This is a genomic window from Streptomyces sp. NPDC014889 (genome assembly GCF_043081205.1).
Lineage (GTDB): Bacteria > Actinomycetota > Actinomycetes > Streptomycetales > Streptomycetaceae > Streptomyces.
This window is the reverse complement of the sequence record NZ_JBIBWH010000028.1, coordinates 32828-55944: the sequence shown is the minus strand read 5'-3', so window position 1 is coordinate 55944 and position 23117 is coordinate 32828. Positions and strand designations below refer to the sequence as shown.

The 23117-nt window shown below is 70.9% G+C and carries 27 protein-coding genes; 16 read left to right on the top strand and 11 right to left on the bottom strand.

The genetic code is table 11. The features are described 5' to 3' along the window. Positions 1 to 196: 196 nt before the first annotated feature. On the bottom strand, positions 197 to 613 hold the full coding sequence (locus ACF09J_RS35065) for a roadblock/LC7 domain-containing protein (RefSeq protein WP_392309507.1): 417 nt from the start codon (positions 611 to 613) through the stop codon (positions 197 to 199). A gap of 94 nt (positions 614 to 707) precedes the next feature. Here ACF09J_RS35065 and ACF09J_RS35060 point away from each other — a divergent pair, with 94 nt between their 5' ends. The 4 genes from ACF09J_RS35060 (at position 708) to ACF09J_RS35045 (ending at position 3137) form a co-directional block, all read left to right on the top strand. Continuing rightward, positions 708 to 1136 (top strand): PPOX class F420-dependent oxidoreductase, encoded by a 429-nt coding sequence (locus ACF09J_RS35060; RefSeq protein ID WP_392309506.1) that lies wholly within the window; start codon positions 708 to 710, stop codon positions 1134 to 1136. A gap of 171 nt (positions 1137 to 1307) precedes the next feature. Beyond that, positions 1308 to 1907: a class I SAM-dependent methyltransferase gene (locus tag ACF09J_RS35055; RefSeq protein WP_392309505.1), complete on the top strand. Its 600-nt coding sequence runs from the start codon at positions 1308 to 1310 to the stop codon at positions 1905 to 1907. 134 nt (positions 1908 to 2041) lie between these two features. Then, positions 2042 to 2920: a hypothetical protein gene (locus ACF09J_RS35050; RefSeq protein WP_392309504.1), complete on the top strand. Its 879-nt coding sequence runs from the start codon at positions 2042 to 2044 to the stop codon at positions 2918 to 2920. 34 nt (positions 2921 to 2954) lie between these two features. After that, a complete protein-coding gene (locus ACF09J_RS35045) occupies positions 2955 to 3137 on the top strand; it encodes a hypothetical protein (protein ID WP_392309503.1) in 183 nt (60 codons plus the stop codon). Positions 3138 to 3141: 4 nt separating this feature from the next. On the opposite strand, the gene ACF09J_RS35040 is transcribed toward ACF09J_RS35045, so the two are convergent. Continuing rightward, positions 3142 to 3324, bottom strand: coding sequence for a hypothetical protein (locus ACF09J_RS35040; protein ID WP_392309502.1), 183 nt, complete (start codon positions 3322 to 3324; stop codon positions 3142 to 3144). Between the two features lie 226 nt (positions 3325 to 3550). After that, positions 3551 to 4717 (bottom strand): xylose isomerase, encoded by a 1167-nt coding sequence (xylA, locus tag ACF09J_RS35035; RefSeq protein ID WP_392309501.1) that lies wholly within the window; start codon positions 4715 to 4717, stop codon positions 3551 to 3553. A 178-nt stretch (positions 4718 to 4895) separates the two neighbouring features. On the opposite strand from xylA, the gene xylB reads away from it, so the two are divergent. The 5 genes from xylB (at position 4896) to adh (ending at position 11831) form a co-directional block, all read left to right on the top strand. Further along, a complete protein-coding gene (xylB, locus tag ACF09J_RS35030) occupies positions 4896 to 6341 on the top strand; it encodes a xylulokinase (RefSeq protein ID WP_392309500.1) in 1446 nt (481 codons plus the stop codon). A gap of 100 nt (positions 6342 to 6441) precedes the next feature. Further along, positions 6442 to 7650 (top strand): ROK family protein, encoded by a 1209-nt coding sequence (locus ACF09J_RS35025; RefSeq protein WP_392309499.1) that lies wholly within the window; start codon positions 6442 to 6444, stop codon positions 7648 to 7650. A 568-nt stretch (positions 7651 to 8218) separates the two neighbouring features. Beyond that, entirely contained in the window at positions 8219 to 8821 is a 603-nt protein-coding gene (locus ACF09J_RS35020; RefSeq protein ID WP_392309498.1) for an N-acetylmuramoyl-L-alanine amidase, read from the top strand. 84 nt (positions 8822 to 8905) lie between these two features. Beyond that, the gene (locus ACF09J_RS35015) at positions 8906 to 10183 is read left to right on the top strand and encodes a GAF domain-containing protein (RefSeq protein WP_392309497.1); all 1278 of its coding nucleotides are present in this window, start codon (positions 8906 to 8908) and stop codon (positions 10181 to 10183) included. Between the two features lie 124 nt (positions 10184 to 10307). Continuing rightward, a complete protein-coding gene (gene adh / locus ACF09J_RS35010; RefSeq protein WP_392309496.1) occupies positions 10308 to 11831 on the top strand; it encodes an aldehyde dehydrogenase in 1524 nt (507 codons plus the stop codon). Positions 11832 to 11917: 86 nt separating this feature from the next. Here the strand turns inward: adh and ACF09J_RS35005 are convergent, their stop codons facing one another. Further along, entirely contained in the window at positions 11918 to 12421 is a 504-nt protein-coding gene (locus ACF09J_RS35005; RefSeq protein ID WP_392309495.1) for a hypothetical protein, read from the bottom strand. Between the two features lie 442 nt (positions 12422 to 12863). Between ACF09J_RS35005 and ACF09J_RS35000 the strand changes: the two genes are divergently transcribed. After that, a complete protein-coding gene (locus tag ACF09J_RS35000; RefSeq protein ID WP_392309494.1) occupies positions 12864 to 13085 on the top strand; it encodes a hypothetical protein in 222 nt (73 codons plus the stop codon). Between the two features lie 182 nt (positions 13086 to 13267). Here the strand turns inward: ACF09J_RS35000 and ACF09J_RS34995 are convergent, their stop codons facing one another. From ACF09J_RS34995 to ACF09J_RS34975, 5 genes are all read right to left on the bottom strand, one after another. Next, positions 13268 to 13906 (bottom strand): flavodoxin, encoded by a 639-nt coding sequence (locus ACF09J_RS34995; RefSeq protein ID WP_392309493.1) that lies wholly within the window; start codon positions 13904 to 13906, stop codon positions 13268 to 13270. A gap of 95 nt (positions 13907 to 14001) precedes the next feature. Further along, positions 14002 to 14781 (bottom strand): SDR family oxidoreductase, encoded by a 780-nt coding sequence (locus ACF09J_RS34990; RefSeq protein WP_392309492.1) that lies wholly within the window; start codon positions 14779 to 14781, stop codon positions 14002 to 14004. A gap of 93 nt (positions 14782 to 14874) precedes the next feature. After that, positions 14875 to 15726, bottom strand: coding sequence for an aldo/keto reductase (locus ACF09J_RS34985; RefSeq protein WP_392309491.1), 852 nt, complete (start codon positions 15724 to 15726; stop codon positions 14875 to 14877). 39 nt (positions 15727 to 15765) lie between these two features. Next, positions 15766 to 16794, bottom strand: coding sequence for a zinc-binding dehydrogenase (locus tag ACF09J_RS34980; RefSeq protein ID WP_392309490.1), 1029 nt, complete (start codon positions 16792 to 16794; stop codon positions 15766 to 15768). A gap of 48 nt (positions 16795 to 16842) precedes the next feature. Next, entirely contained in the window at positions 16843 to 17820 is a 978-nt protein-coding gene (locus tag ACF09J_RS34975; RefSeq protein WP_392309489.1) for an aldo/keto reductase, read from the bottom strand. A gap of 216 nt (positions 17821 to 18036) precedes the next feature. On the opposite strand from ACF09J_RS34975, the gene ACF09J_RS34970 reads away from it, so the two are divergent. Beyond that, positions 18037 to 18933, top strand: coding sequence for a helix-turn-helix transcriptional regulator (locus ACF09J_RS34970; protein ID WP_392309488.1), 897 nt, complete (start codon positions 18037 to 18039; stop codon positions 18931 to 18933). Between the two features lie 324 nt (positions 18934 to 19257). Continuing rightward, positions 19258 to 20121, top strand: a complete 864-nt coding sequence (locus ACF09J_RS34965) for a recombinase family protein (RefSeq protein ID WP_392309508.1) — start codon at positions 19258 to 19260, stop codon at positions 20119 to 20121. Positions 20122 to 20545: 424 nt separating this feature from the next. On the opposite strand, the gene ACF09J_RS34960 is transcribed toward ACF09J_RS34965, so the two are convergent. Continuing rightward, complete coding sequence (locus tag ACF09J_RS34960; RefSeq protein ID WP_392309487.1) at positions 20546 to 20773, bottom strand: hypothetical protein; 228 nt, start codon at positions 20771 to 20773, stop codon at positions 20546 to 20548. A 57-nt stretch (positions 20774 to 20830) separates the two neighbouring features. After that, positions 20831 to 21154 (bottom strand): hypothetical protein, encoded by a 324-nt coding sequence (locus tag ACF09J_RS34955; protein WP_392309486.1) that lies wholly within the window; start codon positions 21152 to 21154, stop codon positions 20831 to 20833. 206 nt (positions 21155 to 21360) lie between these two features. On the opposite strand from ACF09J_RS34955, the gene ACF09J_RS34950 reads away from it, so the two are divergent. The 4 genes from ACF09J_RS34950 to ACF09J_RS34935 all read left to right on the top strand — a co-directional run bounded on the left by ACF09J_RS34950 (position 21361) and on the right by ACF09J_RS34935 (position 23116). Next, the gene (locus tag ACF09J_RS34950; RefSeq protein WP_392309485.1) at positions 21361 to 21543 is read left to right on the top strand and encodes a hypothetical protein; all 183 of its coding nucleotides are present in this window, start codon (positions 21361 to 21363) and stop codon (positions 21541 to 21543) included. Further along, positions 21477 to 21869, top strand: coding sequence for a DUF4913 domain-containing protein (locus ACF09J_RS34945; RefSeq protein ID WP_392309484.1), 393 nt, complete (start codon positions 21477 to 21479; stop codon positions 21867 to 21869). The genes ACF09J_RS34950 and ACF09J_RS34945 overlap by 67 nt, the downstream gene beginning before the upstream one ends. 94 nt (positions 21870 to 21963) lie before the next feature. Further along, positions 21964 to 22680 (top strand): hypothetical protein, encoded by a 717-nt coding sequence (locus tag ACF09J_RS34940; RefSeq protein WP_392309483.1) that lies wholly within the window; start codon positions 21964 to 21966, stop codon positions 22678 to 22680. A 118-nt stretch (positions 22681 to 22798) separates the two neighbouring features. Next, positions 22799 to 23116: a trypco2 family protein gene (locus ACF09J_RS34935; protein WP_392309482.1), complete on the top strand. Its 318-nt coding sequence runs from the start codon at positions 22799 to 22801 to the stop codon at positions 23114 to 23116. Position 23117 lies beyond the last annotated feature (1 nt).

Genomic DNA, 23117 nt, shown 5'->3' with positions numbered 1-23117 from the left:
CCTACTTCACCCAGCGCGACCCCGAACACGCCACCCGCCGAGCGATCAACGCCCTCAACCAGCTCGGCTACACCGTCACCCTCAACCCTCTGGAAGGCGCGGCCTGAACCACCAGCGCCAGCACACCCGGCGACCAGCACGGCCACCGGGCACCCAACCCTGCCCACACCCACCCTGACCTGCTGCTATCTACGCGTCAGAGGTCCGTCGACGACGTCCGTTCAGGCCGGCGGGCGTCCACGACGTCGAGGTGCTCGCCGACCCGGTTGACGAGCAGGGTCATCTCGTAGGCGATCTGACCGATGTCGACCTCCGCTCCGCTGAGGACGCACAGGCAGCTGCCCGCGCCGGCGGCGGTGACGAAGAGCACCGCGTCGTCGAACTCGACCATCGTCTGGCGGACCCCGCCCGCGCCGAAGTGGCGTCCCGAGCCCTTGGCCAGGCTGTGCAAGCCGGACGAGACGGCCGCGAGATGTTCCGCGTCCTCGCGTCGCAGTCCCGTACTCGTCCCCGTCACCAGCCCGTCGGTGGACAGGACTAAGGCGTGGCGTACGTGCTCCACGCGTTGGGTCAGATCGTCGAGCAGCCAGCTCAGTGTCTGGTTCTGCGCCATGATGCGGTCTCCCCGTGTGATCTCTTCCCCCAGACCGGAGGATCTGCCGCCAGCCTTCCCCACCGCCACTGTCCCGGCAAGGAGGATGGGCGTCATGGCACAAAAGATGACCGACGAGGAATGGCGGGCTTTCGTCTCTTACGGCACCCGCACCGGCAAGCTGTCGACCGTACGGGCCGATGGGAGCCCCCATGTCGCGCCGATCTGGTTCCTGCTCGATGGCGACGACGTGGTGTTCAACACCGGGAAGGAGACCGTGAAAGGGCGCAATCTGGCCCGTGACGACCGGGTCGCCCTGTGCGTGGACGACGAACGGCCGCCGTTCACGTTCGTGGTGCTGCAGGGCCGCGCCCGGCTGTCGGAAGACCTCGACGAGCTTCGGCAGTGGGCCACCCGCATCGGCAGCCGGTACATGGGCGAGGAGCGCGGCGAGGAGTTCGGAGCCCGCAACGGCGTGCCGGGCGAGGTCCTGGTCCGGGTCAGGGTCGACAAGGTGGTGGCGGTGAAGGATCTCGCGGACTGACCCGTCACCGGTGTGCTCCCGCCCGTCGGGCCGTACGCCGCCGGTTGGACTCGGCGCGTGGAGTCGAGGAGCCAGGTATGCGGTCCCGCGATCCGCCGGCGCACTCGACGAGCCGGACGGGCATTCGCTTCCCCGGGCGCCCGTCCGCCCCGGTGGGGGATCATGCGGTACATGAGCGACGACCACACACACGTCCAGGAGTTCTTCACCGCCCGCGCCGCCGACTGGGACAGCCGGTTCCCGGACGACGGTCCCGCCTATGCGGCCGCGGTCGCCGAGCTCGGGCTGCGCGAGGGCGACCGCGTCCTCGACGCGGGCTGCGGCACGGGGCGCGCCCTGCCCCCGCTGCGCGCGGCCGTGGGCGCGTCGGGCGTCGTGGTCGGCGCCGATCTGACGTGGGCCATGCTGGAGGCCGCCGTGAGGGCCGGGCGGGACCAGGAAGGACTGCTGCTGCTCGCCGATGCGGGCGAGCTGCCACTCGTCTCGGAGTCGTTCGACGCCGTGTTCGCCGCGGGCCTCATCGCGCACCTGCCTCATCCCGCGGAGAACCTCCGCGAGTTGCGGCGCGTGGTACACCCCGGCGGCACACTGGCGCTCTTCCATCCGATCGGCCGTGCTGCGCTCGCCGCACGTCAGGGCCGCCGGATCACGCCGGACGACCTGCGCGCGGAACCCAATCTCCGGCCGCTGCTCTCCGGTTCGGGATGGCGCATGACGTCCTACGTCGACGAGGACGCCCGCTTCCTGGCGCTGGCCGTACGCGAGGACTGACCGCCGTCCGGCCTCGCGAGCCCCACGGCCTCCGGGTGGAGAACCGCAGGTCCGAGTGTGCGCGGGGGTCGTGACAACGGCCTTCCACTCCCACTAGGGTGCGCGCCGTTGGACGAACCGATGGGGAGGCTGGGATGGCCGGGACGGAAGAGGAGGTCGCCACCGCGGACGACGCTCTGTTTGTGCTCACGGCGGTACTGCTGACGCCCGCGCAGTTTCCGAGCGTCCTGGGGGACGACTACCCGGAGGCCTGTGCGGCGCTCGGCCTCGCACCGCTCGCCGACGGCTACGGTCTGGTGCTCGGCCAGGACGGCGACGGAGCGCGGTGGACGGTCGCTGTCGACGACGTGTCGCTGGTCGCCGTGGCCATCGCGTCCTGGGACTGCGGCATGGAGTACGACCTGTCGCCCGACGAGCGCAGCGTCGTCGCCGCCCTGCCGGGCTGGCCCCTTGCCCTCGCCGTGGCGGCTCCCGGCGTGCCCGCGCCGCACGACCCGGACCCGGAGACCTCCGGCGGGACGGCGCTGTCCCCGCCCGACACCACCGTCTGGGGACCGGCCCAGCGCCGTCTCGGCGCCGATGAGATCGCGCTGCAGTGGGCGGTGTGGCGGGAGCAGCTCGACGACGCGGAGTTCCTCGCTCCCGCAGACAGGGCCCGCGCCGGGGACGACGACAGTGCATCGAGCCCGTCGGCCGAAGGAAGCGGCGAACCGGCGGACGGGACGGGTGGCAGGGTTTCCCCGAGCCACAGCGGCATCCGGCGCGTGCTCGCGGAGGCACGCGCGTACGTGGACGCGCCGCCGCCGCTGGGCCGGGTCCGGTCGTCCTTCGCGCCCGGCGACGCGCGCACCCTACGGGCCGACGGTCCCGGCTGGTCGATGGTGGCCCGCACCGACGACATCGCCTTCGTGCTCCTCGACGACGAGCCCGGCGAAGTCCTGCCGATCGGCCGTGGGCCGGAGCTGCCGGGCCTGCTGGAAGCCCTCGACAAGATGGCGGTACGCCCCCTCTGAGTCTCTGGGGCCGGACGGGCCGTCCTCCGGGACCATGCCGGAGCAGATCCTCGCACCGAGCACCTCGAAGGCGGTGTACCAAGGGTCGGCGTTCGGAACGCTGGTGGCGTGGGTGGAGCACGGTGTCCGGCGGCCCGCGGACCTGACCGTCGGCAGGACCGCGGGCGGCGATGTGGTCGGCTCGTGCGCCCTGGGCGGGAGCACGTGGGGGCGGTAGCGCTTCAGCGGCCGAGCTCCTTGCGTGTGACGCGGCGCAGCCGGCGTCGCTGCGAGGGGTCCAGGGTGAGGTACGCGGCGGCCGGGACTCCGAGCACTATCAGGACGGTGGCCCACCAGGGCAGCCAGATCAGCAGGATGAGTCCGACCGCCACTCCTCCAGCGGCGATCTTCGCGTTCTTCGACATCTGTCGCCTCCTTCGCGGCCACTGCCGCTTCTCTGTCGTGAGAACGGGTCCGCGCTCCCGGCGGTTCCGGACCACGACCCTGAGACGTCCCTGAGCCCTACCCCTACTGGTCGGCCCGGCCCACTCTCCTCGGCCGCGCGTGGCCCCCAGGCTCACGCGCACATACACCCGTGTGAGGGCTCCTGGGCACGCACGCGCGTGCGTGCCCCGGAGCCGGACGCCTCTGTCAGCCGCGTGCCGCCAGCAGGTGGTCCATCGCGAGCTGGTCGAGCCGCTCGAAGGCCATCCCGCGAGCGGCGGCCGCCTCGACGTCGAAGTCCTCGAAGGCCGAGCGGTCCCCGAGCAGTGCCTCCAGGCCGTCCGCCGCCGTGGGCTGCGCCAGCTGGTCGAGCCGGGCCGTGCGCAGGGCCTCCTGGACCTCCGGGTCGGCGCGGAAGGCGGCCGCACGCTCCTTGAGGATGAGGTAGTTGCGCATGCAGCCGGCAGCCGACGCCCACACGCCGTCCAGGTCCTCGGTCCGCGGCGGCTTGAAGTCGAAGTGGCGCGGGCCCTCGTAGCCGGCGCTCTCCAGCAGGTCGACCAGCCAGAAGGCTGCGCGCAGGTCACCGGCGCCGAAGCGCAGGTCCTGGTCGTACTTGATGCCGGACTGGCCGTTGAGGTCGATGTGGAAGAGCTTGCCCGCCCACAGCGCCTGGGCGATGCCGTGCGGGAAGTTGAGCCCGGCCATCTGCTCGTGCCCGACCTCGGGGTTCACGCCGTACAGCTCCGGGCGCTCCAGACGCTCGATGAACGCGAGCGCGTGGCCGACGGTGGGCAGCAGGATGTCGCCGCGCGGCTCGTTCGGCTTGGGCTCGATGGCGAAGCGGATGTCGTAGCCCTGGGAGGTGACGTACTCGCCGAGGAGGTCGAAGGCCTCCTTCATGCGGTCCAGCGCGGCCCGCACGTCCTTGGCGGCGCCGGACTCGGCGCCCTCGCGGCCGCCCCAGGCCACGTACGTCTTCGCGCCCAGTTCGACGGCCAGGTCGACGTTGCGGATCGTCTTGCGCAGCGCGTAGCGGCGCACGTCGCGGTCGTTGGCCGTGAACGCGCCGTCCTTGAAGACGGGGTGAGTGAAGAGGTTCGTGGTGGCCATCGGCACGGTCATGCCGGTCGCGTCGAGCGCCTGCCGGAAGCGCTTGATGTGCGACTCGCGCTCGGTGTCGGAGGCGCCGAAGGGGATCAGGTCGTCGTCGTGGAAGGTCACGCCGTGTGCGCCGAGTTCGGCCAGGCGCTGCACCGTCTCGACCGGGTCGAGGGCACGGCGCGTGGCATCGCCGAACGGGTCCCGTCCCTGCCAGCCGACGGTCCACAGGCCGAAGGTGAACCTGTCCTCGGGGGTGGGCTGGTAGCTCATGCCGCGGCTCCTTGCTCGCTTGCGACTATTTCGTCATGGCGATTTACAAATTAGTATGCCGACGCGTCCCTGGGAAGGGAACACGTGCCCCGACCGGGACGGCACCCGCGTCACCGGGCCATGTACATCATGAGAACCGCAGGTCAGATCGCGCGAGCCGCGGAAAGAGGGAGAGCCGATGTCAGCAGCCGAGGGTCCGCTCGTCGTCGGTGTGGACTCGTCCACGCAGTCCACCAAGGTGCTCGTCGTCGACGTGGCCACCGGACAGGTCGTGGCGAGCGGGCAGGCGCCGCACACCGTCTCGTCCGGCGACGGCCGCGAGAGCGATCCCCGCCAGTGGTGGGACGCCCTGAGCGCGGCGCTCCAGCAGTGCGGGGAGGCGGCCCACGAGGCCGCCGCCGTGTCGATCGCCGGCCAGCAGCACGGGCTCGTGACCCTGGACGCGCGGGGCGTCCCGGTGCGGCCGGCGCTGCTGTGGAACGACGTGCGCTCGGCCCCGCAGGCCCGCCGTCTCGTCGAGGAGCTGGGCGGTCCGAAGGCCTGGGCGGAGCGCACGGGCAGCGTGCCGGGAGCCTCCTTCACGGTCACGAAGTGGGCATGGCTCGCCGAGCACGAGCCGGAGGCGGCGCGGTCGACGGCGGCGGTGCGCCTGCCGCACGACTACCTCACCCAGCATCTGACGGGCGAGGGCACGACCGACCGGGGAGACGCCTCGGGCACGGGCTGGTGGGCGTCCACGACCGAGGCGTACGACGAGGAGACCCTCGCCCACGTGGGGCTCGATCCGGCGCTGCTGCCCCGGGTGGTGCGCCCGGGCGAGGTGGCCGGGACCGTGCGCGACAGCCACGACCTGCCGTTCTCCAAGGGCACGCTGGTGGCGGCCGGCACCGGTGACAACGCCGCCGCCGCGCTGGGCCTCGGGCTGCGGCCGGGCACACCGGTGCTGAGCCTCGGCACCTCCGGCACGGTGTACGCGGTGTCCCGCCACCGGTCCGCCGACCCGTCGGGCACGGTGGCGGGTTTCGCGGACGCGCGCGGCGACTGGCTGCCGCTGGCCTGCACCCTCAACTGCACGCTCGCCGTCGACCGGGTCGCCGGCCTGCTCGGTCTGGACCGTGAGGCCGTGGACCCCGGTACGTCCGTCACCCTGCTTCCCTACCTGGACGGCGAACGCACCCCGAACCTGCCGAACGCCTCCGGGCTGCTGCACGGGCTGCGCCACGACACCACGGCTGGACAGTTGCTGCAGGCCGCCTACGACGGCGCCGTGCACGCCCTGCTCGGCGCGCTGGACCTGGTGCTCGACCAGGACGCCGACCGCACCACTCCGCTGCTGCTGATCGGCGGCGGCGCCCGGGGCACGGCCTGGCAGCAGACCGTGCGACGCCTGTCCGGGCGGCCGGTGCAGATCCCCGAGGCCCGAGAGCTGGTCGCGCTGGGCGCCGCCGCCCAGGCCGCGGGGCTGCTCACCGGCGAGGACCCGGCCGCGGTCGCCCGCCGCTGGCGCACGGCCGACGGCCCGGTGCTCGACGCGGTGGAGCGCGACGAGGCGACCTTGGACAGGATCTCCGGGGTACTCTCCGATGCGGCACCGCTGCTGGAGCGCGGAACGCGGACCCCCTGACGGACACCTGCGGGCGGACAGCCGTCTCCGGCGGCCGCCTGCCCGCACCGCACCGCTCGGCACAGACCGCCGGCGGACACCGACCGAGGACGACAGAGGCATGACCGCACCGCTGCACGAGGCCCGCTCCGCCGGTGCGGGGCGCGCGCTGCCCGACACCCAGCAGGGCATGCGCCGCCGCAACCTCGCCCGGGTCATGCACACCGTCCGTGCCGAGGGGCCGCTGTCGCGGGCGGCGGTCGCCTCACGCATCGGGCTGACCCGTGCCGCGGTGTCCACCCTCGTCGACGAACTCGTCCGGACCGGACTGCTGGAGGAGCTGGGACCCGAGCGGCCCGGCCGGGTGGGCCGCCCGGGTTCGGCGCTGGCCGTCAGCGGGCACGGCCCGGCCGGGGTCGGCGCGGAGGTCGGGGTCGACCACCTCGCTGCCTGTGTGGTCGACCTGCGCGGCCAGGTACGGGCACGGGCGGTACGCCATGGAACGAACCGGGGCCGCTCTCCCGAACCGGTGGCGAGCGAACTCACCGCACTGATACGCCAGGTCGTCGCCGAGGCGGAGCGGCAGGACCTGTGGGCCGCGGGGCTCTCGGTCGCGGTGCCCGGCCTGATCGCACGGGACGGCCGTACGGTCGTGCGCGCTCCCAACCTCGACTGGAACGACACCGACCTCGGCGCCCTGCTGCCGCCCGGACTGCCCCTGACGGTGGACAACGAGGCGAACTTCGGCGGACTCGCGGAGCTCTGGCTCGGCGAGGACACACCGCGTGACTTCCTGCACGTGTCGGCGGAGATCGGCATCGGCGCCGCCGTGGTGGTCGACGGACGACTGCTGCGCGGAACACGCGGTTTCGCCGGCGAGCTGGGACACGTGCCGGTCGAACCGGACGGGCCCGCGTGCCCGTGCGGCGGGCGCGGCTGCCTGGAGCAGTACGCGGGAGAGGAAGCCGTGCTGAGGACGGCCGGCCTGGAGCCGGGCGAAGGCCGCGTCGGGCTGCTGGCGACCCGCGCCGCCGCGGGCGACGAGGACGTACGGCGGGCCCTGCGCGATGCCGGCAGGGCGCTGGGCGTCGCACTGACCGGGGCCGTCAATCTGCTCGACCCCCAAAGCGTCGTGCTGGGCGGTGCCCTGGCCGCACTCGCGCCCTGGCTCCTGCCCTCCCTTGAGGCCGAGTTGGCGAACCGGACCGCGGGGCCCGCCTGTCCGGTGTCCGTGTCCCGGCTCGGCCCCGAGGGGCCGCTGCTGGGCGCCGCGCACGCGGTGGTACGGTCCGTCCTCGACGACCCGGCCGCGGTGGCCGAACGCGCCTGATCACAGGCCCACTTCACCCGATCGAGTGGCGGAGTTTTCCACAACTCCCCGGGAATCCCCCGAACCCCGCAGGGCTCTTCTGCCCAAGCCGCGAGCCCCGTACCGTGATTCACGCGAGGTGCCGCCGTCGAGTCGGATCGCCGGCGGATCTCAGGTGCCGAAGGGGTTCACATGACGGGGGAAACACCATCTGCGCCGGACAGGCAGTTCAGGCCCGCCAGCTCGACGCGTCGGCCGGTCGGCGCATTCCGGATATCCCGGCTCGACCCGCTGAAGTGACTCGCACGTGACCGCGGTTCGGCAGGCCGGCCGTCGGTCAGTGGGCCGGTCTGCCGACCACCCGGGGCCGACGAGTCGCCGTTGACCGATCCGTGTGACACCGACTCCGCGTGCGTGGCCAAGCTCCGCACGGAGCGGCCGTCGGTGAGCGAGACTCGCCGCGGACCGCACGAACTCCCCACCGCGACCGAACCCGCCCGCTTCCTCATGGAGGGCCCAACGGCCTCCCGCCGCCTCCCCACGAACACCTGCACCACTACTCCCCCACAGAACAGAAAGGCCACCGCTCATGGACCGGGCACGAGCTCTTCTCCCCAGCCGACGGCACCTGCTCAAGGGCGCCGCCCTGGCCGCGGTTCCCTATGCCTTACTTCCCGCCACGCGGGTCGACGCGCGGCCCCAGGCGGTCGACTACCCCGAGGCCGAGTGGCAGCCGGCAAGCAGTTCCAACTACACGGCGTCCAGCCGGCCCGCGAGCTACTCGGTGGACCGGGTGGTCATCCACGTCACCCAGGAGACGTACGCCAGCACCCTGGCGATCTTCCAGAATCCGAAGAAGCAGGTGTCCGCGCACTATGTCGTCCGGTCCGCCGACGGACACGTCGCGCAGTGCGTCAGCGAGTCGGACGTCGCCTGGCACGCCGGGAACTGGGACTACAACACCCACAGCATCGGCATCGAACACGAGGGCTGGGTGGACAAGCCCGCCTACTTCACCAACGCCCTCTACGAGGAGTCGGCGAGGCTCACGGCGGCTATCTGCGACAGATACCGCATCCCCAAGGACCGCGCGCACATCATCGGGCACTATGAAGTACCGGGCACGGACCATACCGATCCCGGGCCCAACTGGGACTGGGTGCGCTACATCAGACTGGTGAACTTCGCCTGAGGCGAGCCCGGGCGAAAAGGTTGTCCGGGCGCGCACCGGGAGTGACGATGTCCACAGCCGCATCGCCGTCCGGGGGAGGCCGCATTGACCGATCCGTGGGTGGCCCTGGAGCCTGGAGCCGACCCAGCCGAGCGCGTTCGGGCCCTGCGCCGGGCGCACGAGACGTTCACCGCGGTGGGCACGGTGCCGCGTCCGGTGCGTCCGGTGGTGGCCGACTCGTGGCGGCGTTCCGCGCGGGCGGGTGTCGGGCCGGACGGCACCGCGAGCGTGGAACTCGCCGACAGTGACCTCGGCACTTACCGGGCGGAACATCCGCTGGCGCCGGTGATGCCCCTGTTCCGGGAGCTGCTCGGCACGTACGCCGCCGACGGGGAGCATCTGCTCGCGGTGTGCGACGCGCACGGCAGGCTGCTGTGGGTGGAGGGGCACCCGGGAACGCGGCGCGAGGCTGACCGGATGAACTTCGTGCCGGGCGCGCGCTGGTCGGAGTCCGCGGTCGGGACGAACGCGCCGGGCACAGCGGTCGCCCTGGACCGCCCGGTGCAGGTGTTCGCGGCCGAGCACTTCATCCGGCGCGTCCAGCCCTGGACCTGTGCGGCGGCCCCGGTGCACGATCCACGCACGGGACAGGTGCTCGGCGCGGTCGACATCACCGGCGGGGACGGGCTCGCGCACCCGCACAGCCTCGGATTCGTGCGGGCGGTGGCCCGGGCAGCCGAGTCCGAGCTGGCGCTGCGCGGCCCGCGCCGGCCCTCCGCCGACGCGGCCGAGCTGACCGCGCTCGGCCGGGACACGGCCCGGCTGGTGGTCGGCGGCCGCGGTGTCCGGCTGAGCCGACGGCACAGCGAGATCATGGTGCTGCTGGCCCGCCATCCGGAGGGCCTGACCGGGGACCAGTTGCTGTGCGGGCTGTACGAGGACGAGTCGGTGACGCCGGTGACGCTGCGGGCCGAACTGGCCCGGCTGCGCAGGGTGCTCGGTCCCGGAGTGCTCGCTTCGCGACCGTACCGGCTGACCGTTCCGCTCGGCTCGGACGTGGCGGCCGTCCAGCACCGGCTGGAGACAGGGGCGGTCGCGGCGGCCGCCGCGGCGTACTCCGGTCCGCTGCTGCCCGGCTCCCAGGCTCCCGCGGTGGTGCGGCTGCGGCAGCGCCTCGCCGACGGCATGCGGAACGCGCTGATCGCCCGTCGCGACCCCGACCTGCTGGCCGACTGGGCGCACGCGCCGTGGGGCGAGGACGACCTGGACGTGTGGCGGACCCTCGTCGCCGTGCTGCCGACGGCGGCGGCCCGGGCCAGGCTCGCCGCACTCGAGGCGGAGCTGGCGGCGCCGCCCGGCTGGTACCGTCCGGCACCTCGCTGACGGCTCCGGGCCCGGCACCGCCCTCGGTGGCCCGTTCCGCAACGTCCTTGCAACGTCGGCGTGTCTAGCCTCGCGCCGAGAGCTGCCCAACGGCGGGCAGCGCTGCTGAGGGAGGCAGACCAGGATGACCCGTTACGCGGCGCCCGGCACCGAGGGCGCGATCGTCTCCTACCAGACGCGCTACGACCACTTCATCGGCGGCGAGTACGTGCCGCCGGCCCGCGGACAGTACTTCGAGAACCCCTCGCCGGTGAACGGGCAGCCGTTCACGGAGATCGCGCGCGGAACGGCGGAGGACGTCGAGCGGGCACTTGACGCGGCGCACGCGGCCGCCCCGGGCTGGGGCCGCACCTCCGTGACCGAACGCTCCGACGTCCTGCTGAAGATCGCCGACCGTATGGAGGCCAACCTCGAATCCCTGGCGGTCGCCGAGAGCTGGGAGAACGGAAAGCCGGTCCGCGAGACACTGGCGGCCGACATCCCGCTGGCCATCGACCACTTCCGCTACTTCGCCGGCGCGATCAGGGCGCAGGAGGGGTCGCTCAGCGAGATCGACAACGACACGGTGGCGTACCACTTCCACGAGCCGCTCGGGGTGGTCGCGCAGATCATCCCGTGGAACTTCCCGATCCTCATGGCGGCCTGGAAGCTGGCGCCCGCGCTCGCCGCGGGCAACGCGGTGGTGCTCAAGCCCGCCGAGCAGACCCCGGCCTCGATCCACTACTGGATGAGCCTGGTCTCCGACCTGCTGCCGCCCGGGGTGCTGAACATCGTCAACGGCTTCGGCGTGGAGGCGGGCAAGCCGCTCGCCTCCAGCCCCCGGGTGGCGAAGGTGGCGTTCACGGGCGAGACGACGACAGGGCGGCTGATCATGCAGTACGCCGCCGAGAACATCAAGCCGGTCACACTGGAACTCGGCGGGAAGTCGCCGAACATCTTCTTCGACGACGTCTCGGCGGCGGACGACGACTTCCGCGACAAGGCACTCGAGGGCTTCACGATGTTCGCGCTCAACCAGGGCGAGGTGTGCACCTGCCCGTCCCGGGCGCTGATCCAGGCCGGTCACTACGCCGAGTTCGTCGAGGCGGCGGTCGCCCGCACCGAGCTCATCACGACGGGCCACCCGCTCGACACGGACACCATGATCGGCGCCCAGGCCTCCAACGACCAGCTGGAGAAGATCCTCTCCTACCTGGACATCGGTCGGCAGGAGGGCGCGCGCGTCCTGACCGGCGGCGAACGCATCGAGCACGAAGGTGAGTTGAAGGGCGGCTACTACGTCCAGCCGACCATCTTCGAGGGCGACAACCGGATGCGGATCTTCCAGGAGGAGATCTTCGGCCCGGTGGTCTCGGTGACGTCCTTCGACGACTTCGACGACGCCGTCAAGATCGCGAACGACACGCTGTACGGCCTCGGCGCGGGCGTGTGGACCCGGGACACCGGCACCGCCTACCGTGCGGGCCGCGCCATCCAGGCCGGCCGCGTCTGGACCAACTGCTACCACGCCTACCCCGCGCACTCCGCCTTCGGGGGTTACAAGCAGTCCGGAATCGGCCGCGAAACCCACAAGATGATGCTGGACCACTACCAGCAGACCAAGAACCTACTGGTGTCGTACTCACCGAAGAAGCTCGGCTTCTTCTAGGCACAGAAAAAGGGCGCCTGACCAGGGCCGGTGCCCGTCAGGCGCCCTTCTCGGCCCACGCCTGAGCAGCGAGTCGAAATGCTGTCTTACTCCCGATATCTCCCACCGGTATCCCAGCTTTGACCAGCAGTTCCGGAGCATTTCCGGGCCAGGGTGTCCTCCAACGCACCCTTCGCATCGTCCGTCGGCTCCTCCCACCGCCGCATGGACTCCTCGATCAAGCTGTTGGCATGGTTGCGCACTTCGGCCAGGAACTTGGCGTAGTAGCGGAAGAGGACCTGGATGCTCTGACCGGCTCGGCGCGCACACTCCGCGGGGTCGACGCCGGAGGCCAGCCAGAACGAGATGCCGGCGTGGCGCAGGTCGTAGGGGCGCTTCGCCAACTCAAGTGCGTGCTCGTCAAGGATGAGAGCAGCCTCACGCGCTCGCCCCCAAGTCATGCCGTACGCCGAGGCGTCGATGTAGTTCCCCGCTGCGTTGCGGAACAGGCGCCCATCGGGTGCACACCAAAGCGTCGGATGTGTTCGCGCAGCATGCGGACGAGCATTGGGGGGATTGGCACGGGCCGTGTGGCCTTGGCTGCTCGCCATTTCAGGGAGTGGATCTCGTGCACAGCGCCGTCATCCGTCCACCCCTTACCGGCCGTGACGACACCGCCCTTCAGATTCAGAAGGCCCCAGCCACTCGCCGGCAGACGGCACTGGGATTTCTGCAGGTGGATGACTTCAGCTGGGCGTATGGCGGCGTAATACATGCAGCCGAAGAACGCATACAGGTGAGGGCCACGACCAGGTAGGGCCCTGACGGCGGCGAGCAGTCGGGCGACCTGCCGCCGGTGACAACCCCTGGCAGGAGGACGGCGTCTCCGCCCTGGTCCGGTTCGCCGGCGGCGGCACCGGCGTCCTGACGGCGGCACGGACCGCTGGCGCGTGGGCCGAAAAACTGGATGCCTACGGCGCCGAGCGCTCGGCCGAGGTGGTCGCTCCGGACACGGTGACCCTCACCCGGGACGGTGTCAGCACCGTGCGCTCGATGAGCCCCGAAGCATTCGGCTGGGCCACGGCGACGAACACCTTCGGGTTCGCCGCCGCCGTTCACCACTTCCTCGACCGCGTCCGAGACCGTGGCACACCGCTGACGTCAGGCCGGGAAGCCGCCCGCACACAGGCACTCCTCGACGACATCCTGCAGGCCGCCGGACTCCCCGTGAAGGAGCAGGAGGGCCGCACCTGGTCCAGCCACGCCACGCACTGAACCTCCGCGAGGCTGCCTGGGCCGCTACAGCTGCCTGGGCCGCTACAGCTTCCGTGCCACCGTCCCCGCCGGCGGTGGTCTGCGCCCGCTGCGGGACCCGGCCACCGGCGATGCGAACGAGGACGACGAACAGCCGTGAGCTCGGGCATCCGACCGGGCTCTGACGTGCTCGGCGGGAGTGGTCACCGGGCGGGCAGTCCGGTGCGTCGCAGCCATGCCTCGACTTCGGTGTCGGCGTCTTTGGCTTCTTCGCCGCGTACCGCGAGGCCCTCGGCGATAGTCGCTCCGGGGCAGGAGGCGGCGTAGTCGCGTTCGGTGGTGCCCGGGCCGCTCATGGCGTAGGTGGTGATCGGGTGGACGGTCTTGCCGTGGAAGTCGAGGGCTTCGGTGAACGTCGTCATGATCATGGGTGCTCGGACGTTCCAGATGGGGCTGGCCAGGAGGATGGTGTCGTAGCCGTCGAGGGAGGCCAGGCGGCCTTCGGTGGCCGGGCGGGCGTCGGTGTCCTGCTCGCGGACGTTGCGCTGGACGGTCTCCTCGTAGTCGTCGGGGTAGCGGTCGACGGCTTCGATGCGGTGCACGTCGCAGTCGATGCGCTCGCGGATCATCCGTGCGAGGACCTCGGTGTTGCCGGTGGTGAGGTTGGTGCGTCCGCCGTAGGAGTAGTTCTCGCCGGCCCGGGAGAAGTACGCCAGCAGCACCCGCTCTCCCGGCGAGGCGGACGAGGTTCGTCGTCCAGTGGCCTCGTTTTCGGTGCTCGTCGGTGCTGCGCGTCGGCCGCCGTTCGACGGGGAACAGCCGCTGATCTGGGCTGCGGTCATCAAGGTCGCTCCCGTCAGAAGTGCGCCACGAAGGAGCGCGCGGCGCCCGATTCCGGCCGATGGGCCGGTCCCGGTTTCGTGCCTGTCTGCCCTTCTCATGCTCCGCTCGTGTTCAGGGAACGGACCGTGTCGAGGTCGGCGCGGAGACGCGCGGGTTCGGCTTCGAAGGGGAGGTCGGCCGGGTCCAGCGCGCCGTCCAGGGAGTAGGGGCCGTCGGCCTTGAGGGGGTCGAAGAGCCCGTTCCAGTCCGACGGCTCCTCGCCCTCGGCTGCGATCAGTTCGAACGTCTTGCCCAGAGCGGTGTCGGTCAGCAGGCTGCGTACGAGGGTCTCGGCGATCTGGTCGCTTGCGATGCCGCCGTCGGCTGTCCCGCCCTGCTCCAGGACGAGCCGCCGCTGGGTGGGGCCTGCGTGGTCGAACCATCCGGGCCGCACGATCGTGTACGGGAGTCCGCTGGCGCGCAGGAGTCGTTCGGACCGCCGCTTCCACAGCGATGCGTTGGGGACGTCGCTGCGCGTGGAGTAGACGGAGGTCATCAGGGCCACACGCGGCCGGGCTGCGCCGAGCACGGACAGTACGTTGCGGACACCCCCGTAATCGATGTGCTCACGGGCGTCGGGGCGGGGGTCGCCCCCGGAGCCGTGGGTGAACACGATGGCGTCGGCGCCCCGGACCGCGCTGCGCAGGGAGGCGGGATCTTCCAGATCTCCCTGTACGAGGTCGACATCGGGCAGCTGCTGTGCGGCTCGCTGGATGTCGCGGACCAGGGCCCGCGGACGCAGGCCGTGGCGTTGGGCGGCGTGCACGGCGAGTTGTCCGATGGTGCCGGTCGCGCCGACCATGAGTACGTCGGTGAGCTCTTGCTTCTGAGACATGGTGAACCCCTGGTCGTTGTTCTGGGCCGCCCGGTGGCGGAACGGTCGGGTGGGCGGGGCCGCCGTGGCGAAGCGGCGGCCCCGCCCACCCGTTCATGCGGTCAGTCGTCGCTTGCCGAGCTGCCCGGCGATCGCGGGGTCCCGGTGGTCGAAGAACAGCGAGGCACCGGTGTCCAGGGTGGTGATCTGGGCCATCTGCTCGTCGGTGAGCTGGAAGTCGAAGACGTCGATGTTCTCGGCCATGCGCTCGGCGCGTACGGACTTGGGGATGGCGATGACGCCGCGCTGGGTCAGCCAGCGCAGCACAACCTGGGCGACCGACTTGCCGTACTCCTTGCCGATCTCGGCGAGCAGCGGGTTGGTGAACAGGTCGTTCTTGCCTTCGGCGAAGCCGCCCCAGGACTGGATCTGCACCCCGTGGTCGCGCATGAGGGCCTGGTAGTCGGCGCGCTGGAAGAAGGGGTGGGTCTCGATCTGGTTGACGGCCGGGGTGATCTCGTTGTTGACGATGAGGTCGATCAGACGGTCGGGGTAGAAGTTGGCGACGCCGATCGCCTTGGCCGCCCCCTCGCGGTTCAGCGCCTCCATGGCGCGCCACTGGCCGTAGACGTCGCCGAAGGGCTGGTGCATCAGGTACAGGTCGAGGTAGTCAAGGCCCAGCTTGGTCAGGGACGTCTCGAACGCGCGCTTGGTGTTGTCCTCCGCGGGGGCGTCCTGGACCCACAGCTTGGTGGTGACGAACAGGTCCTCACGGGCGATGCCGCTGGACTTGATGGCGCGGCCGACTGCTTCTTCGTTGCCGTAGGCGGCGGCGGTGTCCAGCAGGCGGTAGCCGACGGCCAGTGCCTCGGAGACGGCGCGCTCGGTGTCCTCGGCGGGGATCTGGTAGACGCCGAAGCCGAGGAGCGGCATGTCGACGCCGTTGTTGAGGGTGACGGTCTGCATGAGCGGAATGTCCTTCGCTGTGCGGGTGGGGGCGGGTGGTCAGGGGCGGATGAGGGCCTTGAGGACCTGGCGGTCGGCCATGGCCCGGTAGGCGTCCGGTGTCCGGTCGAGGGTGAAGGTCTGGTCGAAGACGCGGCCGGGGGCGATCGTGCCGTCCAGGACGTCGGGCAGCAGCTGCTCGATGTAGGTGCGGGCGGGGCTGGCGCCGCCGGTCAGGGTGATGTTGCGCATGAACTCGGAAGGGCCGATCGGACCCTCCTCGTACTGGGGGACGCCCAGGCGGCTGATGGTCCCGCCGTCCAGGACCGCGCCGAGCGCGGTGTCAAGGGCCTGGCGGGTGCCCACAGCCTCGATCACCTTGTCCACGCCGCCGGTCAGCTCGCGGATACGGGCGATGCCCTCCTCGCCGCGCTCGGCGACCACGTCGGTGGCGCCGAAGTCGCGGCCCAGGCTGGTGCGGTCTTCGTGGCGTCCGGCGAGCACGATCCGCTCGGCACCGAGCCGCTTGGCGGCGATCACCGCGCACAGGCCGACCGCGCCGTCCCCGACCACGAGCACCGCGTCGCCGCGGCCGACGCCGGCGGTGACGGCGCCGTGGTGGCCGGTGCTCATCACGTCGGACAGCGCCAGCAGCGACGGCAGCAGCGCGGAATCGGCCGCCACCGGCAGGTTCACCAGGGTGCCGTCCGCGTAGGGGACGCGGACGGCTTCGCCCTGCCCGCCGTCGACGCCGTCGAAGCCGTATCGGCCGCCGTTGCGGCACGAGATGTGCAGGCCCTTGGCGCAGTAGCCGCAGGTGTTGTCGCTGTAGGTGAACGGGGCAACGACCAGATCACCAGTCTTCAGACGGGTCACGTCCGCACCGGTCTCCTCGACGACGCCGAGAAACTCGTGTCCCATGGGGCGGCCGGTGCCGGTGGCAGGCATGGACGCGTAGGGCCACAGGTCGCTGCCGCACACGCACGCGGCCAGCGTGCGCACCACCGCATCGGTCGAATCGACGATCTTCGGGTCGGGCCGGTCCTCGACGCGGACGTCGCCGGCTCCGTACATCACTGCTGCACGCATCAGGGATTACTTCTCCAAACGGGGGTCGTGCCGGGCGGTGCGGATGAATCAGCGTTCGAGCATCTGCGCCTGGGCTTCGGTGTGGGTGTCGCCGGCGGCGGGCGGCAGGCTGCTGAGCTTGTGGAGCTGCTCGGAGGTCAGCGTGACGGCGTCGGCGGCGGTGTTCTCCTCGACCCGGCTGACGCGCTTGGTGCCGGGGATCGGGGCGATGTCCTCGCCCTGGGCGAGCAGCCAGGCCAGCGCCACCTGCGCCGGGGTGGCGCCGACCTCGGCGGCCAGGGCCTTGACCTCGTCGGCGAGCGCCAGGTTGCGCTGGAAGTTCTCACCGGTGAAGCGGGGGTTGTCGCGGCGGAAGTCGTCCTTGTCGAACTGGTCGGTGGAGCGGACGGTGCCGGTCAGGAAGCCGCGGCCCAGCGGGGAGAACGGCACCAGGCCGATGTTCAGCTCCCGCAGGACGGGCAGGACGCGCTCCTCGATCCCGCGGGTCCACAGCGAGTACTCCGACTGCACCGCGGTGACCGGCTGGACTGCGTGGGCGCGGCGGATCGTGTCCGGACCGGCCTCGGAGAGCCCGAAGGCACGGACCTTGCCCTGGTCGATCAGTTCCTTGACGGCGCCGGCGGTCTCCTCGATCGGGGTCTTCGGGTCCACCCGGTGCTGGTAGTACAGGTCGATGTGGTCGGTGCCCAGCCGCTTCAGGGAGCCCTCGACCGCGGTGCGGATGCTGGCTGGGCTGGAGTCCAGGTTCCACGCGCCCTCGCCGGCGTGCGAGACCAGTCCGAACTTGGTGGCCAGCACCACCTCTTCCCGGCGGCCCTTCAGCGCCCGCCCGAGCAGCTCCTCGTTGGTGTAGGGGCCGTAGATCTCGGCGGTGTCGATGAGCGTGACGCCCAGCTCCAGCGCCCGGTGCACGGTCCTGATCGACTCCGCCTCGTCGGTGCCCGAGCCGGTGTAGCCGTGGGACATACCCATCGCACCCAGCCCGATCCGGGAAACCTCCAGGTCACGCAGCTTGATGTACCGCATCTCGCCTTCTCCGGTCGGTGGCTTTGCCCGACCCCTCACCCTCGCCCGGCCCGGCAGGTCGTGCCGGTTGGAGCCTGGGCGACGGCGAGGGGGCGGCGTCTTCCTCATTCACCTTCGCCCGGATTGCTCCGGTGTGGCAGGGCGGACTCTTCGGGGGTAATGACAGGGCCCCCCTCCCGCCCGCGCAGCGGATGCCCAGCGGGTGAGACTGGGGTCATGGCATCCCAGAGCGCGCACAGCGAGGGCGCCGAGCTGGGCCGCTACCTGCGCGCCCGCCGCACCCAGACCAGCCCCGAACACGTCGGCCTCACCGTCGGCGCCGGCATCCGCCGCACCCCCGGCCTGCGCCGCGAGGAGCTGGCCACCCTCGCCGGGATCAGCATCGACTACTACGTGCGCCTGGAACGCGGCAAAGAGACCCGCCCCAGCCCCGCCGTCCTCGACTCCCTCGCCCGCGCCCTGCACATGGACGACCAGGAACACCAGCACCTGCGCGAGCTCGCCGCCCGCGCCGCCCGCTACGCCCCCGAACCTCCGCCCGCGCCCAGCCGCACCGTGCGCCCCCACCTGAAACTGCTGCTGGAATCACTGCGGCCGAACCCCGCCTACGTCATCAGCCGCAGCATGGACATGCTGGCCTGGAACCCCGGCGGCCTCGCCCTGTACGCGGGCCTGGAGGACTGGCCGGCCAAACACCGCAACCTCGCCCGCTACCTCTTCCTCCACCCGGCCGCGCGTGAACTGTTTGCGGACTGGGACCGCCAGATCACCGGCTGCGTCGCCCGGCTGCGCGCCGTCGCCGGCACCGCCCCCGACGCCCCCGACCTGACCAACCTCGTCGGCGAGCTCCTCCTCAAGAGCCCCGACTTCGCCCGGCTGTGGGAACGCTACGAGGTCACCGGCCGCAAGCCCGCGCAGAAGACCTTCCACCACCCCCGCGTCGGCATGGTCACGCTCACCTCCCAGTCCATGCACCTGGAAGGCACCCCCGGCCAGCGCATCGGCGTCTACACCGCCGAACCCGGCACCCCCGACCACGACGCCATGATGCTGCTCGACATGACCGCGCCCGTAGCCGCGCCCCGCCAGGAGATCCCGCACACATTGCCCTGACCGCTGTTCTCCCAAACGGTCCTTTGCCGGAGCAAGATCAAGAACCGGCCGTCGAACCCTCGTGGATCTTGATTCGGTTCTCAGAACCCGTTCTCGCTCAAAAGCGGGACAGACCCCTTCTGAGACTTGCATTGTGCGAAAATCCGGGCCTATGACGGACCCTCAGCAGCCTTCCCCAACCGACCGGTCGGACGCCGACGACGTCGAACAGCACACCTGTCCGAAGTGTGACGCACGGCCGGCTCACCCTGCCGCTCGCGCGGCGGCGCGGTCGCCTCCGCCTACCACACCCGCCGCTTCACCAAGGCGCCCCGACTCGCGAAGCTGCGGCGCATACCGACCCCGGCCGACCGCGGACCGGGTCGACCCTGGCGGCCGGGCACCCCGCCGCCGACGCCGATCGACCCGGACCTGCCGAGCGCGCGCATCCGCATCGGCTACGCCCGCTGCTCGACCCTCGGGCAGGAACTCGACTCCCAGCTCGACGCGCTCAGCAAGCACGGCATCCCACTCGACAAGATCTTCAGCGAGAAGATCAGCACCCGGGTGCGGGTCCGCCACCAGTTCGAGGAGGCGCTCCGCACGGCGCGGGAGATCAAGGCGCACGCCCCACACCGCCGGGTCATCTTCACCGTGTACGAGATGAAGCGGCTCGGCCGCGACGCCGCCGAACTCACCGCGCTCGCCGACCACCTCACCGCCCACGGCCTGGTCCTGGAGATGCTCGCCGGACCCCTGCCTGGCCTCTACGACCCCGTCGGCCCCGGCAAGCTGCTGTTCGCGTTCTTCGCCGCGATGGCGGAGACCGAGCGGGAGAACATCCGTGAGTCCACCCTAGAAGGGCTCGACACCGCCGCCCGCAAGGGCAAGCACGGCGGCCGACCCCCGGTCATCACCGACGACATACTGCACACCGTGCTCCGGCGCCGCGCGGGCGGCGAGTCCGTCGAGCAGATCCAGCCCAACCTGATCACCCCACCGGCAAGCGAAAGGGACAGAACCCCTCAGTGGCCAGCATCTACCGGGCGCTCGCCGAACCCGCCAAGCGCGAGGCGTACCCCGAAGCCGTCGAACAGGCCCACGCCGACTTCGCAGCCCTCCAGGTCGGCGAAGTCCCCGGACCCCGCCCCGCTCTCCCTGACCGAACGTCACTCTGATTACAGAGGGCTATTTGTCACTTCGCCGTAGCTTCGGGAGAACGGGGCCGCCACCGCGGCCCCGCCTTCGCATCGCGTCGTCGGCGGCACGCTACCGGCACCGGTCCCACCCCGGAGACCCGTGCCCAGGGCGTCACGTTTAGCTACTTGTCGGGTGGCGGCAGCTATACGAGGGCAGGGCCTCTACCGGCGCACCCCGCTCGGCGAGGCGCTGGTCGCCGGTCGGGCTGAGGGCTCAGATCAGCACTGTTTTTTGAGGCGCTGCCAGCAGATGATTGCGCAGCCGAGGGTCTCTCAGCGAGCTATGCTCGGCCTCCGGGGCGCCGAGGGGGTCGAGCTTGACACCGCGCGCCACGCCGCCGCCTGGTCACTGAGGCCGGCGGGACCTGGAGCCGATACGCCCCAGGCGACCACACATGGTGAACTGCCGCGACGGAGCCGACTGGCTGCTCTCGTCACTCGGGAATCGAAAACCCCAGCTCACGCAGGCGGGGCAAGCACACTGCGAGGCATTGCTCCACCGAAGCGGCATCGGTCCGCACAAGGACGTCCTCGCGCAACGGGGCACCGCTGGCTACGAATGTCCATGGCTTTCGTCTCTCTGCCATCCGCTCGGCGTCAGCCTTGAACAGCACGGTTATGCCCTGTTCGGCCAATGCTTCCATGATCGCGACAACGTCCACCGATGGTCTCCCCATTACCGTCTTCGTGGCCCCACGACGGGCTACCGGCCTGCCGGATCAGCGTGAACCGCCCAGAGCCCGCCTTGCCTGAACCCACAGCTTCTCGAACTCCTCCACGGAGATCTCAGCTGCCTGCGGCTGATCCTGCCGGCCCTCCAGGCTGCCCTCGGCGAGAACTCCGTACTGCCGCTCATAGCGCCCCATCGCGGCGAGATCGGCATGGCCACGCAGGTGCGACACCTCCTCCAAGGATGCGGCCGTCACTGGCCGCGAGTCCGCACCTCGAACCTCAACCTGCCGCGCCGCCCAGCCTGCGTCATCGGCCTCGAAGTACAGCCACAGATCTTCGTCCTCGTAGTAGGTGCGGAACCAACTCGTCATGCCGCCATCCTCACCCACCCAGCACCCCCACCACCTTGACCACACATAGGGACGCCCCCGTCCAGAAGTGCTTCGAACACACGGTGAACCCACCTGCCCAAGGACCGACCACGAACACCTATCTAGCTTGCACGGCGCTGGGAAGTGCCCGACTTCGAGGTCCCGGTCGGACTCTTCCAGGACCTGGAAGACCTCAAAAAACCCAAGTGGCCCGCCTGACCGCCCAGGTCACAACGCTCACCGAGGGGGCCGACGCCGAGCCGGACGAGGCCTTGGCCGTGGCGAAGCCGGACGCCTGCGAGGAACCTGCCGACGAGGACGAGTGGCAGTACCCGCCGTTCATCCTGCTGCTCGATCCGCCGCCTACGACGACGAACTACGCGCCCTGATCGAGTGGGTGGAAGGCGTCCTCGTACCCGGCTACCTCGCCGAACCGTCGGCCGACGCCCGCTGGTGCCACCTGTGGTTCGAGCACACCCCGGCCGTGGCCCGGCTGCACGCGCTGTGGCTCGCCTGGCAGGAACTGACCGACCCCGCCAGCTGCGGCCACACCGGGCCGTCCGTGTGGCACCGCGACCACCTGGCCCCTGCATGCGCGAGTTGCGCAGCTCCAGCGGCCCCTTCGCCGGGTGCACCCAGGGCGAGCACCAGATCGACCACCGGATGCCCGTCACCGTGCCCAGCGCCTGGCGCCTGGCGCCACGAGAACAGTTGAGCTGGAAAGCGACCTGTGACGGGCCGGTAGCGTGGCTTCATGACGGAAACCTCAGATAACGGCTGCCATCGCGCGAGCGGGCGCGCAGGCAGCCGTGAAGATGATGCAGTCGTCTGGCCCGTTCGTGATGGTGCGTCAAGGCAGGCGCGAGGACCGGGCGATGGTCTATGACCGGTTCGTGCAGGCGTGCGCGAGGTGTCTGCGCGCCGGGGGCGGCGAAGGCGTCGAGGATGTGTGGGCGGCGTGGCAGGCGATCGACCTGCGGTGTCGGCCTGCGGTCCGTGTGGCGGCCGACCGCTTGGCGGGATACACACTGACGATCAGTGATCCTGACGACTCGGGCAGCTTCTACCGCGTCATCATGGAGGTCCAGTTCCCGGCGGCCTACCTGCCGTGGGGAAACGATCCGGAGCTGGGGCCGCGCGACTACCCGACCGTGGGTGGGACGATGCTGTTCTACCTCTCAGCGTTCACGAAGGTCGCTCGCGCGGACCTCAACCGGCGCTGGTGGAACGCCCCGGCCTGGGCATGGCGCGATGTGAAGGCGTGGCGCGAGAAGCGCCGGCAGAAGCGGGAGTCCGCGAGGGAGACGGCGGAGCGGCTGCGGGCGTACGAGGCCGCCGTCGCCAAGGCTGTCGCCGAGGGCGAGGGCGAGGGTGGCGGCACTCATCGAGCACGGCGGCCCACTCCTGGGTGGCTTCGCGTGCGCGGGAGAGGGCGCGTCCTCGAAGCTGGGTTCTTCCGGTGTGCTCACTCGACACCTTCTGTGGTCACTCCGAAGTCGCGTGCAGTACGGTCGAGTTGGCCGTAGTCGTACGCAGCGCTCGGACACTCGTGATGCCCTTCACCTTGGACCCGCAGCAAGTTGAGATCATCGGCCGCAGCTGGCCCCACCCATTTCTGAACCTCACAGTCGACGGGGAGTAGCCATGGCGACGATCGGGTTGGCCGCAGCCATCGAGGAGCTGAGGCAAGAGCTCTACCAGGCCCAGGCCCGGGGGGCCCACAAGCAGTTCACCTTCCAGATCGAGGAAGCCGAGCTGGAGTTGCTGCTGGAGCTGCGCAGTGACGGCAAGGGCGAGGGGAAGTTGCAGTTCGGGGTGGCGACCGTGAGCGGAGGCGGATCGCACTCCTCGACCCGCGGGCACAAGTTGACGCTGAAGCTCCAGGTCAAGGACCGGGCCACAGGCGGAGCCAGCCCCGAAATCGGTCGCCAGCAGTCCGGCTCCTGGGATGACGAGGGCTGAG

Coding starts and splice junctions, on each gene's coding strand:
- ACF09J_RS34970 (WP_392309488.1), top strand. CDS start 18,037: ATGGCATCCCAGAGCGCGCACAGCGAGGGCGCCGAGCTGGGCCGCTAC.
- ACF09J_RS35065 (WP_392309507.1), bottom strand. CDS start 613: ATGGCGCAGAACCAGACACTGAGCTGGCTGCTCGACGATCTGACCCAA.
- ACF09J_RS35000 (WP_392309494.1), top strand. CDS start 12,864: ATGAGCCCCGAAGCATTCGGCTGGGCCACGGCGACGAACACCTTCGGG.
- xylB (WP_392309500.1), top strand. CDS start 4,896: ATGTCAGCAGCCGAGGGTCCGCTCGTCGTCGGTGTGGACTCGTCCACG.
- ACF09J_RS35040 (WP_392309502.1), bottom strand. CDS start 3,324: ATGTCGAAGAACGCGAAGATCGCCGCTGGAGGAGTGGCGGTCGGACTC.
- ACF09J_RS35020 (WP_392309498.1), top strand. CDS start 8,219: ATGGACCGGGCACGAGCTCTTCTCCCCAGCCGACGGCACCTGCTCAAG.
- ACF09J_RS34935 (WP_392309482.1), top strand. CDS start 22,799: ATGGCGACGATCGGGTTGGCCGCAGCCATCGAGGAGCTGAGGCAAGAG.
- ACF09J_RS35050 (WP_392309504.1), top strand. CDS start 2,042: ATGGCCGGGACGGAAGAGGAGGTCGCCACCGCGGACGACGCTCTGTTT.
- ACF09J_RS35025 (WP_392309499.1), top strand. CDS start 6,442: ATGACCGCACCGCTGCACGAGGCCCGCTCCGCCGGTGCGGGGCGCGCG.
- ACF09J_RS35055 (WP_392309505.1), top strand. CDS start 1,308: ATGAGCGACGACCACACACACGTCCAGGAGTTCTTCACCGCCCGCGCC.
- ACF09J_RS35005 (WP_392309495.1), bottom strand. CDS start 12,421: ATGGCGAGCAGCCAAGGCCACACGGCCCGTGCCAATCCCCCCAATGCT.
- ACF09J_RS34995 (WP_392309493.1), bottom strand. CDS start 13,906: ATGACCGCAGCCCAGATCAGCGGCTGTTCCCCGTCGAACGGCGGCCGA.
- ACF09J_RS34980 (WP_392309490.1), bottom strand. CDS start 16,794: ATGCGTGCAGCAGTGATGTACGGAGCCGGCGACGTCCGCGTCGAGGAC.
- ACF09J_RS35060 (WP_392309506.1), top strand. CDS start 708: ATGGCACAAAAGATGACCGACGAGGAATGGCGGGCTTTCGTCTCTTAC.
- xylA (WP_392309501.1), bottom strand. CDS start 4,717: ATGAGCTACCAGCCCACCCCCGAGGACAGGTTCACCTTCGGCCTGTGG.
- ACF09J_RS34985 (WP_392309491.1), bottom strand. CDS start 15,726: ATGCAGACCGTCACCCTCAACAACGGCGTCGACATGCCGCTCCTCGGC.
- ACF09J_RS34975 (WP_392309489.1), bottom strand. CDS start 17,820: ATGCGGTACATCAAGCTGCGTGACCTGGAGGTTTCCCGGATCGGGCTG.
- ACF09J_RS34955 (WP_392309486.1), bottom strand. CDS start 21,154: ATGACGAGTTGGTTCCGCACCTACTACGAGGACGAAGATCTGTGGCTG.
- ACF09J_RS34990 (WP_392309492.1), bottom strand. CDS start 14,781: ATGTCTCAGAAGCAAGAGCTCACCGACGTACTCATGGTCGGCGCGACC.
- adh (WP_392309496.1), top strand. CDS start 10,308: ATGACCCGTTACGCGGCGCCCGGCACCGAGGGCGCGATCGTCTCCTAC.
- ACF09J_RS35045 (WP_392309503.1), top strand. CDS start 2,955: ATGCCGGAGCAGATCCTCGCACCGAGCACCTCGAAGGCGGTGTACCAA.